This is a genomic window from Arthrobacter sp. K5 (assembly GCF_040448525.1).
In the GTDB taxonomy this organism is placed as follows: domain Bacteria; phylum Actinomycetota; class Actinomycetes; order Actinomycetales; family Micrococcaceae; genus Arthrobacter; species Arthrobacter globiformis.
In genome coordinates this window covers 2642191-2657496 of record NZ_CP159279.1, presented here as the reverse complement: position 1 = coordinate 2657496, position 15306 = coordinate 2642191, and the positions used below count along the sequence as shown (strand labels likewise).

Here is a 15306-nt window from a genome sequence, read left to right as displayed (position 1 = left end):
ATGTCTGCAGAACAGTTGACCGTCGCCGTTGTCGGAGCCGGAGGCAAGATGGGGATGCGCGTTTCCCGGAACCTCCAGAAGTCCAGCCACACCGTTTTCTACTCCGAGAACTCACCCGCCGGCCAGGACCGCGTCCGTGCCGAAGGCCGTGAAATCACCGCCACCGACGAAGCCGTCAAGGGCGCCGACGTCGTCATCCTCGCCGTTCCGGACACCGTCCTGGGCGTCGTGTCCGAAGGCGTCGTCCCGCAGATGAAGTCCGGCGCCATCCTGCTCACGCTTGACCCGGCGGCCGCCTACGCCGGCCTGCTCGCCCAGCGCGAGGACGTCGTGCAGGCCGTGGCCCACCCCTGCCACCCCTCCGTGTTCCTGGAGCGCACCACCAAGGAAGAGTGGGCCGACACCTTCGGTGGCGAGGGCGCACCGCAGAACGTCGTTGCCGCGATCGACGAGGACGCCACGGAGGCCGCAAAGGCTGCCGCCGAGGCAACCATCCGCGTCATCTACGCCCCCGTGATCGACGTCCACTGGGTCACCGTGAAGCAGCTGGCCATCCTCGAGCCCACCCTGGTGGAGACGGTGGCCTGCATGATCGGCACCCTGCTCAACGAAGCGCTGCACGAGACCGTCCACACCGCCGGCGTGCCCGAGGAAGCTGCGAAGGCCATGCTGTTCGGCCACGTGCAGATCGCCCTCACCAACGCCCTGCGCGGCTCCAACCCGTTCTCCGAGGCCTGCGAAATCGCCATCCAGTACGGCAAGGACACCATCATCAAGGACGACTGGAAGAAGATCTTCGACGACTCCGAACTCGACAGCGTCATCGCCAAGATGCTGAAGCTGGACGCCGTCAAGCGCTAACGCCGCCTGGCAGCATCGGCTTAAACAGCAGTGGATCCATCCCGCCGGGATGGATCCACTGCTGTTTAACCGGCCTTCCAACCGACCTGATGGCCGTCCGTGCAGCAGCGGGACCCGCCGTCGGAAATTTCTTTTCTCGGGTGAACGCATGGTCACCCGTGCGTGGGGGCCGTGTGACTTGAACGGCCGCCGGTTTTCGCTACACGGACGGAGATCCCTTGCGGCTGGGGAACTCCTCATATCCGTGCGTCGAGAGCTTTATGCAAACGAATGGATTAGTGCACTAGTTTTCGCTTTATGTCCGGCCTGACCTCGTGTTTCTTCTCACGGGCGGTACCCTTGCGGCCTCTGTCAGGGCGTCAATAGCGTGGATAAGGACCCTTCGAACGAGCTAAGGACTTATATGCCCTCCCCAGCCGCCATGGATCCAGACCCCATTCACCCCGGCAGGAGCCGGATACCAGTCCTGGCACGCCTGACCGCGGGCCTTCGCTGGGACCTGCCGGCCTCCCTCGTGGTGTTCCTCGTTGCTGTTCCGCTGTCGCTCGGCATCGCCGCGGCGTCGGGCGCCCCGGTCATGGCCGGACTGATCGCGGCCGCAGTCGGCGGCATCGTGGCCGGCAGCCTGGGCGGCGCGCCGCTCCAGGTCAGCGGCCCCGCTGCGGGCCTGACGGTCATCGTCGCCGGTCTCATCGAACAGTTCGGCTGGCCCGTCACCTGTGCCATCACCGTGGCGGCCGGGGTCCTGCAGGTCCTGCTGGGGATGGCGCGGGTGGGACGTGTGGCACTGGCGATCGCACCCGTGGTGGTGCATGCCATGCTGGCCGGCATCGGCATCATCATTGTCCTGCAGCAGCTGCATGTGATGCTCGGCGCCGAAGCGGGCGAAGCCGCACTGCACAACATCCTGGCCCTGCCGGACAGCCTGGCCGCCGTCGACCCGCAGGCCGCTTTCCTGGGGGCAGTGGTGATCGCACTGCTCGCCGGATGGAAGTACATGCCGGCCGCAATCCGCCGGGTGCCCGGCCCGCTCGTTGCCGTTGTGGCAGCGACGCTGCTGTCGCTGCCATTCAATTCCGACGTCGACCGGATCACCTTCGACGGATCGCTGCTGGACGCCCTCTCGCTGCCGCACCTGCCGCAGGGGGAGTGGACCGCCATCGCCGTGGGCGTTGTCACCATCGCCCTGGTGGCCAGCGTGGAGTCGCTACTGTCCGCCGTCGCCGTCGACAAGATGCACCACGGCGAGCGTACAGATTTCAACCGCGAGCTTCTCGGCCAGGGCGCCGCCAACGTGACGTCGGGCATGCTGGGCGGGCTTCCCGTCACCGGCGTGATCGTGCGCAGTGCCACCAACCTTGAAGCCGGCGCGCGGACCCGCAAGTCCGCCATCCTGCACGGCATCTGGGTGCTCGTCTTTTCGCTGCTGCTGGCGGGAGTCATCCAGCTGGTGCCCGAGGCCGTGCTCGCCGGGCTGCTGATCATGATCGGCATCCGGCTCGTGAAGGTGGCCGATTTCCAGACGGCGCGTGTCACCGGTGACCTGGCCGTCTACGCCGCCACGCTGCTCACGGTGGTGTTCGTCAACCTTCTCGCCGGTGTGCTGATCGGGCTCGCCCTGGCCGTGCTGCTGGTCGTATGGCGCGTGGTCCGGGCCAGCATCCACGCGGAGCCCCTCGGCGGTGCGGCGGAAGGCCGCTGGCGGGTGGTCATCGACGGATCCTGCACGTTCCTGTCGCTTCCCCGCCTGAGCAAGGTGCTGGCCGCGGTTCCGCCGGCGGCCCACGTCACGGTGGAGCTCGACGTCGACTACCTCGACCACCCGGTTCACGACACCCTGGAGGCCTGGCGCGTGAGGCACGTCAACAACGGCGGCAGCGTCGAGATCGAGGAAACCGGCACCGCCACCCTGCATGCTGCCCTGGCGGGAACTCCCGCCCGCGGATCATCGCGCTCCGCGCTGCGCGGCGGTTTCGCGCCGTGGCGGAGCTGGCAGCGGAACAGCGCACCGCTGGCCGCAGAGGCGGCCGTGCACGTCCCGGCGCCGGTGCGCTCGGTGCTCAGCGGCGTGGACAGTTACCACCGCCGCCACGCCCACCTGCTCCGTCCGCACGTCCAGGAACTGTCCACCTTCCAGGATCCCGACACGCTGTTCATTACCTGCGCCGACTCCCGGCTGGTGCCCAACCTGATCACCAGCAGCGGCCCGGGGGACCTGTTCACGGTCCGGAACGTGGGCAACGTAGTGGGGAGCGACCGCCTCGAACCGTCGGTCGAGGCATCCCTGAAGTTCGCCCTCGACGAACTGTCTGTCACGTCGGTGGTGGTCTGCGGCCACTCCAGCTGCGGGGCCATGACGGCCCTGCTCGCCGGACCTGGCGCAAACCAGAAAGCCGCGAACCAGAAGACCGCAGGCCAGAATCCGGAAGGGCAGGAGGAGCGTTGCCCGGTCGAGTCCTGGCTGGAGCACGGCCGGCCGAGCCTGGAGTCGTTCCAGGCGGGCCACCCCGTCCGGATTGCGGCCGAGCAGGCCGGGTACGGTGCGGTGGACCAGCTGGCCATGGTCAACGTTGCCGTCCAGCTCGAGCGGCTGCAACGGCACGCCAGCCTGCAGGACGCCGTCCGGAGCGGTGACGTCCATGTGACAGGCCTGTTCTATGACATCGCCACAGCCCGGGTCCTGCAGATCACGCCCACCGGCATCAGCCACTTGGATCCGCTGCCGCGGGCCGAGGAGCTGTCCCCGGCCTGACGGACACGCCAAACCACCTTTGAACGGAGTACGCAGTCCGGCGGCATCGGCAGTGCACACTGCCGATGCCGCCGGATTTTCTAACTCTGGCGTGCTGGAGGCTTCTAGCGGACGCCGGCCTTGCCAGCTGCGTCCTCGGAGTCCAGGGAGTCCCGCGCCTGGGCCGCCTCGAGGCGGCCGCGAACGCGCTTGACGGTTTCCGGAGCCATGATCGCCGAGGCGACCGTGATGACGCCGATGACGCTGAAGTACAGGATCACCCAGCCGGGTTCGCCGTTGCCTGCGTTGAGCAGGGCGACGGCGACCAGCGGCGCGATGCCTCCGGCCAGGACCGAACCGAACTGGTAGCCCATGGAGGCGCCGCTGTAGCGGAGCTTGGTGGAGAAGAGCTCGGCGAAGAAGGCAGCCTGCGGGCCGTACATGGAGTTGTGGAAGACCGCGAGGCCGATGATGATGGCCAGGGTTGCCAGCAGGGCGCTGCCCGTGTCCGTCATGACGAAGTAGAGCGGGAAGAACAGCAGCCCGCCGATGGAGCCGAACAGGTAAAGCGGCTTCCGGCCGATCCGGTCCGACAGCGCTGCCCAGAGCGGCACCGCGATGACGCCGATGGCGGAGGCGATCAGAACGGACATGGAGCCCTGGTTGGCGCGTTCGGGCCCGAACGTCCGCATGATGTAGACAACCGAGAACGTGGTGTACAGGTAGAAGGCCGAGTTTTCGGCGAGGCGCATGCCGACGACCAGCCAGACGCCCTTGGTCTCCTTCTTCAGGGCTTCCCCGAGCGGGTTGTGAGCAGTCTGCTTCTTGGCCACGAGCTCCTTGAAGTCATCGGAGTCCTCAAGCTTTGCGCGGACCACCAGGCCCACGACGATCAGCAGCACGCTGAGGAGGAACGGGACGCGCCAGGCCCAGGCGTCGAAGGCATCGGCCGGGACCATGGCCTTCACGGCCAGGACCGAGGAGTTGGCCAGCAGCATGCCTGCCGGTACACCCATCTGCGTGAAGCTGCCGAAGAATCCGCGGCGGCCTTCCGGGGCGTGTTCCGTCGAGATGATGGCGGCACCTGCCCATTCAGCCCCTGCGCCGAACCCCTGCATGAGCCGCAGAACCGTCAAGAGGATCGGAGCCCAGACGCCGATCTGCGCGTAGGTGGGCAAAAGGCCCATCGCCAAGGTGGCGAATCCCATCAGGAGCAGTGAGAGCACCAGCATTGGCTTGCGGCCGATCTTGTCCCCGTAGTGGCCTGCGAACATGCCGCCGAAGGGCCGGGCAACGAAGCCAACCGCGTAGGTGAGGAAGGCCAGCAGGAGACCCGTGGCGGGGTCCTGCTCGGGGAAGTAGAGCCGGCTGAAAACGCCGGTGGCCGCAAGGAGGCCAAAAATGTAGTAGTCGTACCACTCGATGGTGGTTCCGGCGAAGCTGGCGAGGGATACCCGCCAGGGCACGCGGCGTGCATTGCCGGTTGTTGCTGCGGAGAGCGTCATTGGTCTTCTCTTTCGAAGGTCAAATAAGGATGCGGGGGATGATCGGGTGGAAGCGAACCGGGTTCACCAGTCAAGGGCGATGTACTTGGTTTCCGTGAAGTCCAGCAGGCCCTGGTGGGCGCCTTCGCGTCCCAGGCCGCTTTGCTTGACGCCGCCGAACGGCGCTGCCGGGTCCGAGACGAGCCCACGATTGAGGGCCACCATTCCGCTTTCAATGCGTTCGGACACCCGTAGCCCGCGGCGCAGGTCCTCGGTGAACACATACGCCGCGAGGCCGTACTCGGAGTCGTTGGCGGCTGCGACGACTTCGTCCTCGGTATCGAAGCCGATGACCGACGCCACCGGTCCGAAGATTTCCTCGCTGACCATGCGGGCGTGCACTGGCACGTTGGTCACCACAGTGGGCGGGTAGTAGTAGCCGTTGCCTTCCGGCAGTTGCCCGCCGGTGAGCAGACGCGCTCCCTGGTCGAGGGCATCGCGTACCAGGGCGTCGACTTTCAGGACACTTGCCTCGTCCACCAGCGGGCCCACTTCGGTGGACGGATCTGTGCCGGGCCCGACCGTCAGGGCGGCCATGCGGCCTGCGAGGCGGCTGGCGAACTCCGCCTGGATTCCGCGCTGGACGTAGATCCTGTTGGCTGCCGTGCAGGCCTGGCCACCATTGCGCATCTTGGCAATCATGATGCCGTCGATGGCCTTGTCGAGGTCAGCGTCATCGAACACCAGGAAGGGCGCATTGCCGCCCAGTTCCATGGAGCACTTAAGGACGTTGTCCGCGGCCTGGCGCAGCAGGTGGCGTCCGACGCCGGTGGAACCGGTGAACGAGAGCTTGCGGACGCGTGGGTCGGCGAGGATGGGCGACATGACGTCGCCCGTCTTGCTTGTGGTGACCACGTTGACGACGCCGGCGGGGACGCCGGCGTCGACCATGAGCTGGGCGATGGCCAGGGACGTCAGGGGAGTGAGGGTGGCCGGCTTGAGTACTGCGGTGCACCCGGCGGCAAGCGCGGGCGCCAGCTTGCGGGTAGCCATGGCGGCGGGGAAGTTCCACGGCGTGATCAGGACGCAGACACCGATCGGCTGGTGCTGGACCAGGATCCGGTTCGCGCCGGACGGTGAGATGGAAACGTCGCCGATGATCCGTACGGCCTCTTCCGCGTACCAGCGGAAAAATTCTGCCGCGTACGCGACCTCGCCGCGCGCGTCCGGCAGTGCCTTGCCGTTCTCAAGGGAGATGAGGTGGGCAAGCTGTTCCCTGCGTTCGGTCATCAGCTCGAAGCAGCGGGTCAGGATTTCGGCGCGGCGCCGGGGCGGCGTCGCTGCCCACGCCGGGAACGCCGCGGCAGCGGCGTCGACGGCGGCAAGGCCGTCCTCGACGTCGGCGTCCGCGATGGCGGTGATTACCGTCCCGTCGGAGGGGTTGAGGACGTCGACGGTGCGGCCGCCGGCGGCGTCCTGCCAGCCTCCGGCGATGAGTAGCTGGCGGGGGACCGCCAGCTCATCGATGTCGAGCGGTTCCTGGGCGGAGAGAAGTGTCATGGGTGATCCTCAGGGTTTGATCAAGTGTTGATGCGTCAGCGAAGTGTTTTAGCGGATGGTGCGGTCGCCGGCGTAGGCGGCGTTCACGATGGACGTGACGGACTCAAGGTCGAGCGGCACCGGGTTGTTATCGATGAGCCGCTTGGAGTTCAGCGACAGCCTGGCAATCTGGCCGAGGTCGCCCTCCTGCACTCCGAGGTCCTGTAGCGTCGCGGGCAGTTCGATGGTGGCGATGACTTCGTCGATGGCCTCCACGCCGGCGATCGCAGCGCAGCGGACGCTCAGACCCTTGATGTCGCGTCCCAGTGCGTCGGCAACCTGTGCCAGCTGAGGTTCAATGGCGCTGAAGTTGTGGCGGACGACGTAGGGGAGCAGCAGGCCGACGCCCACGCCGTGCGGAGTGTGGGTCAGTGCGCCGACTGGGTACTGGATGGCATGCGCCGCCGCCGTTCCGGCGTTGCTGAGCACAATGCCGCCGTAGAGCGCCGCCAGCATCATGTCGGCGCGGGCCTCGGTGTTGCCCGGGTCCTTGTAGGCCGTGGCCAGGCTCCGGCCCAGCAGCCGGATCCCGTCCAGTGCCAGGGAGTCCGTCAGGACATTCTTGCCCACGAACACGCGCTCGTTGGCGAGGGTGCGGGTTGGTTCCCGGGTGATGGCGGTGAACGATTCGACCAGGTGGACGAAGGTGTCCGCGCCGGTGGCCGCCGTCAGCGGCGCCGGGCAGGTGTAGGTCAGTTCGGGGTCGCACACCGAGGCGAAGGGGATGATGTGGGGGCTTGAGATGCCCATCTTCATGCCGAGTGCGGGGTCGGAAACCACGGCAATGGCTGTCGCTTCGGACCCCGTGCCCGCCGTGGTGGGCAGGGCGATGACGGGCTTGACAGGACCGGGAACGGCGAATTCGCCGTAGTAGTCGCTGGGCTGGCCGCCGTGGGTCAAGAGCACCGAGACCACTTTGGCCATGTCCATGCAACTGCCGCCACCGAAGCCGATGACGACGTCGATGTCCTGTCCCTTGAGCTCTTCGACACAGGCAACAATGCCCGGGGTGGGCAGCTCGGCCTGGGTTTCTCCGTAAACCCGGACGGACAGCTTCCGGCTCTGCAGGCTCGTGACCAGGGTCTGCAGCTCGTCCGAGGCTGCAAGCCGGGGGTCCGTGCAGATGAGGACGCTGTCACCGAGCTCTGCTGCGATATCGGCGATGGCAAAACGCTGCTGGGCACCGACGACGATGTTCCGCGGCAAGCGCAGGACGCCGAAGGTCGCGGGACGGATGCCCGCTGCATGCGCACACGACATTGTGACTGACTCCTAAAAGATGGGGATCTCGGGCTACCTGAAAGGTGCCGCAGATCTCATCGTTCCAGAGCCGTGTGAGGTCGCCTATGGATGGTTTTGCCATATTGGCAGTGGGAACATGTGCGTCTGAACCACATCCGTTCCCCGGCTGACTCAGCGTAAAGGGCCGCCGATCCCGGCGGACTGCAGGCGCCAGAGTCGCAGCGCCACGTGGATGTCCAGGGACCGGCCGCCCTTGCGCCAGCTGGCACCGAGGACAGTATCGATGCGCTCCAGCCGCTGGCGGAGGGTGTTGGGATGAACGTGCAGGACCTCCGCCGCCGCTGTGCCGGACGCGTCGTTCTCCAGAAAGGTCCAGGCTGTCAGGACCAGCTGCGTTCCCCGGCGGCTGTCGTAGTCCAGCAGGGGTCCGAGCTGGGCCGCCAGCAGTTGGGCGGCAAAGGGGCTGTCCATGGCGCCCAGCAGCATCCCTGCTGTGCCGAGGGCAGCCCGGTCGGCGGCCTCGCCGTTCCGCGACAGCGCCTGCAGCGCGCGCAGCACGGCATCGGCCTCGGCGTGCGCCCCTGCCAGGCGGGAGAATCCTGTCACCGCCTGTGACGACCCAACGCTGGCCTCGATGCGCTGGTGCTTCAGCGCATCGACGATCGACTGTCCGTTGTCCGCGACCCGGTCCGCACCCGGAGTGCCGCCGCGTGGCGCGGGCGGCTCGATGACGCACAGATGTGATTCGTGGAGGGCGGTGATCCCGTGACGGTCCTGGGCATGCCGTTTCAATACTGCGAGGGCCCTTTGCCGCTGGTCCTCCCGGACGCCCACCACCCGGACCACCAGCGGGACGCTGTCTGCCAGGCCGAATCTCCCTGCCCGCCGTTTCAGTGCTTCCGTATCCTCAGACCGCGGATTCAGGAGTTCATCTATGAGTTCGAGCTGCAGCCGGTACTGCGCGTCCTGGAAAGTCCTTTCAAAGAGCAGCGCCGCACTGAGGACCAGCGCGCTGCGCTCCAGCACTGCGAGCCGGTCCTGGCTGATGTCGCCGGCAACGACCAGCGAGGCCAGGTGCTGGTCGCCGGCGACCGCGGACATCACGGTGTACTGCCTGCCCTTGACCGTGAAAGGCACAGGCAGCGTCCGCGCGGCGGAGAGCTCCGCGGCGCTTAATGCGGCGGGATGGCCGAAGTCCGGATTCGCGCCGAGCCCTGCCACGGTCTCGCCCATGGGCGAAACCACGTACACCTCGCTGTCCATCGACTCGGCCAAAAGCAGCATGAGGTTGGGCAGGCTGTTGGCGGACGCCAGGGTCTCCATCAGCCGCTGATCGAGGGAGGAAAGCTCCTCCAACGCCTTCACATGGGCAAGATTTTGACGCTGAGCCTGATCCAGCCGGGCCAGGGCATCGGCCATTTCGGTGAAGTGACGGGCGTTCTCGAGCGCGACGGCGGCGTGGGTGCCGATTGATTCCATGAGGGCGACGTCGTCGCTGCTGAAGCTGTGCGCATGCCGGTCCGCAACGAGGAGTGCGCCGATCACCTTGCCCTCGGCCCGCAAGGGGACGCCCATGATGGCCCTGACGCCTTCCGCCGCGACCGCCGCGTCACTCGACTCAAGGTGCGACTTGGTCTGGTCGCTCAGGTAGTCTGCGGATTGCGAAGGGGCTTCACCGGTGGCCACCGCACCAAGGACACCCTCGCCCAGGGGCATGCGGATGTTCCGGAACAGCGCCGTGGCGGCACCGTCAGTCACCCGGATGTACGACTCTCCGGAGTCGTAGTCGTTCAGGCTCAGATAGGCGATGTCGCTGCCGATGAGCGAGCGGGTCCTGCGGACAATGGCCTTCAGGACGGCTTCAACATCCCGAATGCCGGTGAGGTCCGTGGCAGTGTCGTACAGGACGCGGAGCAGGCCCTCCCGCCGGCTGGCCTCACGGAGCCTGGCATTGAGGCTGCGGGCCGCTGTCGCCGTCGGCGGATCGAGCAGGCTCTCCGCCTGCATGACTGCCAGGTGAGTTTCCAGGGCCTCGGCAGAGACGCCTTCCCCCAGAAGTGCCAAAAGCCGCCCCAGCGTCATCCCTTCGGGAGGGGGAGCACCGCCGGCACGGACGGGCGTACTGTCTTGGGCACCCATAGGGCCAATGGTAATGTCTGCCGGCCGCAATCAGAGTTCCCGCATGGGTGCTGGCGGCCGGGGTACGTACAGCAGCGGGAGCCCGGGTAGTGCCGGCGCTAAAGACGAGTAGCCGGCCCTCGTGACATGCCCGGCTGGGCGGCCTTGAATGGTCTGACACCCAGGCGGTGCAGGAGCGGCACAGGAAGTTAAGAGCGCAAACGACGGAGGAGACGCCATGGAACGGTGCAGGCCATGAGTTCCGGACTGGCCTCAGCGGTACAGTTCGCCGGGTCCCTGACGGGGTCCATCCTGCTCACCCTGGGACAGGCCGTGGTGGTGGTCTGTGCCTGTTCGGACATGGTCCGCCTGCTCTCCGTGCAGCGCTCCCACCGGCGGTACCTGGCCAACACGGTCTTCCGCACCCTGGCCCCGCCGGCGATCCTTGCCGTCGCGGTGAGGGCGCTGCTCGATGCTGCCTCGGGTGTCTGGCCGAGCGTCACAGCCGGGATGTTTGTGCTGGTGGTGCTGATCTACCGGTGGCGCACCGACACGGATGAGGACAGCTGGTGGAAGGGCAAGGGCAAGGCCCTGGGAAGGTGGTTCAGCAAGCGGACCACCTTCGGGCTCCGGCCCGCCCCGGCCGCAGCGATGTCTTCCTGGGGACTGTCAGTCCTTGAAGAGCCCCGCCAGGTCCTCCGCCGTGAGCGCACCGCCTGACAGGGCATCACCCTCCATCACGTCGGCGAACAGCTGCGACTTCTTGGCCTTGAGCGCCATGACCTTCTCCTCGATGGTGTCCTTGGCCACCAGCCGGTACACCATGACATTCCTTGCCTGGCCGATGCGGTGGGTGCGGTCCACCGCCTGCGCCTCTGACGCCGGGTTCCACCACGGGTCGAGCAGGAACACGTAGTCTGCCTCGGTCAGGTTGAGGCCGAACCCGCCGGCCTTGAGGCTGATCAGGAACACCGGTGCCGTGCCGTTCTTGAACTCGTTGACGACGTCGGAACGGTTCCGGGTGCCGCCGTCGAGGTAGCAGAACTCGATGTTCTCCTCGATGAGACGCTCGCGGACCTTGCCGAGGAAGCCGGTGAACTGGCTGAAAATGAGGGCACGGTGGCCCTCGGCCACGAGGTCCTCCAGCTGCTCGAACAGCACGTCCAGCTTGCTCGACCGCACGCCGGAGAGGGACTCATCCACCAGCGAGGCGTCCAGGCTGAGCTGGCGCAGCAGCGTCAGCGACTGGAAAATGGTGAAGCGGTTCTTGTTCACGTCCTCGATGAGGCCCAGGATCTTTTGCCGTTCGCGCTGCAGGTGGGTCTGGTAGACCTTCTGGTGCCGCGGGTTGAGCACCACTTCGAGGATCTGTTCCTGCTTGGGCGGCAGGTCCTTGATGACCTGCTCCTTGGTGCGGCGCATCATGAGCGGACGGACCCGACGGCGGAGCTTGTCCAGCTGCCCCCTGTCGCCGTTCTTCTCCACCGGCTTCTGGTAGTACTCCGCGAACCGTGAAGGGCTGGCGAACAGCCCGGGCGCCACGATGGATGTCAGGGCCCAGAACTCCATGAGGTTGTTCTCCAGCGGGGTGCCGGTGATGGCCAGCTTGAACGCCGCCGGAAGCTTGCGCGCGCACTGGTAGGCCTTGGACTGGTGGTTCTTGACGAACTGGGCCTCGTCCAGCACCAGCCCGGCCCAGCGCCGTCCCGCATAGGACTCGTAGTCGATCCGGAACAGTGCGTAGGACGTGATGACGATGTCCGCACCGGCCATGGCCTCGGCGGGATCGGCGCCGCTCTTGGCGAACGTTTCGCCGACGGCACGGACCGTAAGGCCGGGCGCGAAGCGGGCGGCCTCGGCCTCCCAGTTGCCCACGACGCTGGTGGGGGCCACCACCAAAAAAGGCGTCCCGCCGTCGTCCGCCGTTGTGGCGTCCGTGTCCTTAACGTCCCCGGAAGCAGCGGAAGCCGCGGCGTGTTCCTTGGCCGCGCACATCAGTGCCAGCGCCTGCACGGTCTTTCCCAGGCCCATGTCATCGGCGAGCACACCGCCGAGGCTGTGGCGGTACAGGAAGCTCAGCCAGTTGTAGCCCTCCAGCTGGTACGGGCGCAGCTCGGCGTTGAGGGTGGCCGGCAGCGGCAGGCCCTGGACTCCGTCCTTCAGCAGGCCGCCCACCGCCTCGCGCCAGGCGGCGGCCTGCTCGTCAACGATCCCCAGCTGGGCAAGTTCATCCCACAGGCCCGCCTGGAAGCGGCTGATCTGCAGCGGGGCGTCCTTGTTGTCCTGAAGACTGCGGGCCTCGTCGATCAGGGCCCGCAGCTGGTGCAGCTCCGGCAGGTCGAGGGAGAAGTAGGCGCCGCTGGGCAGGAGCATTCGCGTCTGCCCTGCGGCGAGGGCGGAGAAGAGCGCCGCGAAGGACACCGGCTGGCCCTCGAGGGTGATCACGATGCCAAGGTCGAACCAGTCGCGCTGGTCAGTGGCCTTCGTGGAAATCGCCACCACCGGCGCCTCTTCGGCCTCCCGGTAGTCAGCGATGTCGCCCGAGGTGTCCACGTCCACGCCGGGCGTGTTCCGCAGCCGGGGGAGCACCTCCTCCGTGAAAGCGAGCGTGTCCAGTCCGCTCAGCTCGGCGGTGGCCGCGAGCCGCGGCGTGCCCCAGCCGCCGGTGGCTGATTCGCCGAGCTTGGGCACCGCGTCCCAGGGCTGGCCCACAGCCTCCAGGATCCTGGCCTCGGCCGGATCGTCACGGTAGCCGTGGTCGCCGGGGTGGCGCCAGAGCGGCTGGGCGGTGACGATGGTGCCGGACTTGTAGTGCCATTCCCAGTGCAGGCGCGCGCGGTGGTCGGTGCCGTAGTTGGCCAGCAGCGAGAGCGTCGGGACGGCGAGCTCGGGCAGCTGGACGGACTCGTCCGCCGCCGTCACGCGCGCGGTCTGCTTGAGCTTGGGGTAGAACCCGGTCAGGAAGCGGCCCTCATCCCGTGCCGGGATGTGCAGCGTGCTGCCTGCTGTGACGAAGGCCAGCAGTTCCTCGCTCAGTCCGCTCTCCAGCGGGGCGAGAGTGATGGTTTCATCCGCGGCGACCCCCGGCAGTGTGTCCCCGCCGGAGGTGAGGAAAATGCCGTGCGCCGGGCGGCCGATGGTGCCCACCGACGCCGGATCAACCTCGGTGCCGTCGACAGTGATGGTGGAGGCGAGCTCCAGGCCCCCGTCCCGGCTGTCACTTCCGTAGCGGCCCAGGTTGAGGCCCACCGCCGCAGGCTCCGCCGCCACCTTCACGGGCTCCTGGCCGCGGCTGTGCACCAGCGCGACGCCGATTTGCCGGGCTTCCTCCAGCAGGCCCCACAGGTTCTTGCCGGCGAAGGTGTTCAGCCCCAGCCACAGGGACGATGACGAGTACGCGCGGTTCGCGCCGGAGGTGTGCGCGGCCAGGAAGGTTTGCATCCACTCCACATGGGCCTGGTTGCACTCGCGCTTGAAGCTCAGGTAGCTCAGCGTGTTCCATGAGACGTCGCCGCGGATCCATTTGCCCTTGGCCCCCATGATCACCGGGCGGGCCTTGAGCTGGCGGACGCTACGGAGCGGATCACGGCGGCCTGTGTAGGAGAAGTGCGGGGCCGGTTCCTCCACCTCGAACTGCAGGGCCAGGGGAGTTCCGCCGCTTTGCTGGACAGGGCCGGCCTGCGAAATGAGGGGGCTGAGCGCCTGCTCCCAGTCCGAGAGCGCCGGCATGGACTTTTCCCGTGACACCCGCGAAACGTCGGCGGGGGACAGCAGCTGCACCCGCACGGCCGCGTTGTCCTCGGCCGCGAACAGGAGCGCGGCCACATGCTTGCAGTCCTTGCGGACCGGGCAGCTGCAGACGCCCACCGTGCAGCTCCAGCCGCCGCCCTTGCGGACCAGCTTGGCCGTGGTGGAGTACGGCACCTCGGAGCCGCCGCGGACCTTGCCGAGCATCAGGCCGGTGGCGGAATCGAACGAGATTCCGGAGACGCGGCCGCCCATGGCATAGGCGAGCCCGGCCGCGAGGGAGCGGTCGTTGATCGCGGGGGTCTGGATTGCCAGTGCCGCACTGTCGTCCGGGTGGGAAGGCATGGGTGCGCGCGCTACTTTCGGCAGGTCGAAAATCTGCAGGTTATCTGATCCATCCTAGTCGGGCGGGAGGGGCCCTCAAATTCGCGGCCGCCCGCCGTCGGGCTCTGCTGTTTCGTCCTGTTTGTCCCTGCGGGGAGGTGCGGCGCAAACTTCGCCTGACGTTCACTTCGCCCTAAACCTGCGGGCAGCCGGCGGCGCATACGTTGGGAGAGTCCTGAGCATCACCGGCTTTCTGCAGTAAGGATTTCCCATGACCTCCAGCGAATACCCCGTTGTCCTGACCGTCGAAGGCACAGCAGGCGGCGACAGCGGCAGCGATGCAGAGACAGTTGATTCCAACGTTGCCGTGGTGAACACCATGTACCAGGAGCTCCTCGGTCCGGGAGAGATCGCGCCCAACGCCCTGCGCAGCTACTTCGTGGACTTCTACCTGACGCAGTGCCTGGGCGGCGGCTTTGCGCAGTACGTCTTCACCGCCCCGGACCGTGAGGAGCTTGACGCCTACATCCGCGAGGGCCTGGACGGCATGGGCGCCGCAGGGCACGTTAACCTCTTCGACCGCACCGTGGAGGCATTCGGTTCCCTGCCCGAGGAGGAAGCGGACATCTACCTGGACGGCGAGGCCGGCGCCGGTGAAGACGGTGAAGCCGGCGAGCTCCCGGAACGCGTGCAGGCCATGGAGGACCTCGACGCCGAATTCGAATCGCTCCTCGAAACCGAGGACATAGTGGCCCTCAACGCGGCGTGGCTGCGCGGACAGGAAGGCCTGCTGGTCCTGGACGACGACGGGCTCACCGCGCACATCGCCCAGCGCGTGGCGGCGCTGCCGGACCTCGAAGAGCGACGCGCCGAAGCCGAGGAAGAGGCCCTGGAGAACGCCCCGGAATTCGAGGTCATCATCCGCGAGTTGTGCGACATCGCCGGGTACGAGCTGCAGAAAATCACCATGGGCGATCCGAACTACGACCACAACGGCGAGACGGTGCTCGCGTGGCGCTTCAGCACCGACCACGGAGACTTCCTCATGATCGAGGACGACGACGAGGCGTTCATGCTCAACCCGGACACCAAGGAAATCGTGGCCGCCGTCGAGTTCGAAGAACTGGGGGAAGACCTCGTGGAGGCGTAGCCCCGCACGGGGCGGTCGGTATTTCCTGTGCCGGCTGCCCCCCTCGCAGT

9 protein-coding genes are annotated in these 15306 nt (G+C 67.1%); 4 read left to right on the top strand and 5 right to left on the bottom strand.

Translation table 11 applies throughout. The features are described from left to right. Together ABRP34_RS12040 and ABRP34_RS12035 are read left to right on the top strand one after the other, a co-directional pair. Positions 1–861 carry a phosphogluconate dehydrogenase C-terminal domain-containing protein gene (locus ABRP34_RS12040; RefSeq protein WP_003803145.1) on the top strand — a complete coding sequence of 287 codons (861 nt, stop codon included), beginning with the start codon at positions 1–3 and terminating at the stop codon, positions 859–861. Between the two features lie 403 nt (positions 862–1264). Beyond that, entirely contained in the window at positions 1265–3613 is a 2349-nt protein-coding gene (locus tag ABRP34_RS12035; protein WP_353710369.1) for a bifunctional SulP family inorganic anion transporter/carbonic anhydrase, read from the top strand. Positions 3614–3717: 104 nt separating this feature from the next. Here the strand turns inward: ABRP34_RS12035 and ABRP34_RS12030 are convergent, their stop codons facing one another. The 4 genes from ABRP34_RS12030 to ABRP34_RS12015 form a co-directional block, all read right to left on the bottom strand. After that, entirely contained in the window at positions 3718–5097 is a 1380-nt protein-coding gene (locus ABRP34_RS12030; protein WP_353710368.1) for an MFS transporter, read from the bottom strand. A 63-nt stretch (positions 5098–5160) separates the two neighbouring features. After that, positions 5161–6636, bottom strand: a complete 1476-nt coding sequence (locus ABRP34_RS12025) for an NAD-dependent succinate-semialdehyde dehydrogenase (RefSeq protein WP_003803140.1) — start codon at positions 6634–6636, stop codon at positions 5161–5163. A 48-nt stretch (positions 6637–6684) separates the two neighbouring features. Next, entirely contained in the window at positions 6685–7935 is a 1251-nt protein-coding gene (locus tag ABRP34_RS12020) for an iron-containing alcohol dehydrogenase (RefSeq protein WP_353710367.1), read from the bottom strand. 153 nt (positions 7936–8088) lie between these two features. Next, positions 8089–9981: a GAF domain-containing protein gene (locus ABRP34_RS12015; protein ID WP_353710366.1), complete on the bottom strand. Its 1893-nt coding sequence runs from the start codon at positions 9979–9981 to the stop codon at positions 8089–8091. A 309-nt stretch (positions 9982–10290) separates the two neighbouring features. Between ABRP34_RS12015 and ABRP34_RS12010 the strand changes: the two genes are divergently transcribed. After that, positions 10291–10755, top strand: coding sequence for a hypothetical protein (locus ABRP34_RS12010; RefSeq protein ID WP_043419066.1), 465 nt, complete (start codon positions 10291–10293; stop codon positions 10753–10755). Here ABRP34_RS12010 and ABRP34_RS12005 read toward each other — a convergent pair. Continuing rightward, entirely contained in the window at positions 10705–14127 is a 3423-nt protein-coding gene (locus ABRP34_RS12005) for a DEAD/DEAH box helicase (protein WP_353710365.1), read from the bottom strand. The two genes, ABRP34_RS12010 and ABRP34_RS12005, sit on opposite strands and share 51 nt — an antisense overlap. Before the next feature lie 250 nt (positions 14128–14377). Between ABRP34_RS12005 and ABRP34_RS12000 the strand changes: the two genes are divergently transcribed. Next, positions 14378–15256 (top strand): hypothetical protein, encoded by an 879-nt coding sequence (locus ABRP34_RS12000; protein WP_353710364.1) that lies wholly within the window; start codon positions 14378–14380, stop codon positions 15254–15256. The last annotated feature ends 50 nt before the right edge of the window (positions 15257–15306 follow it).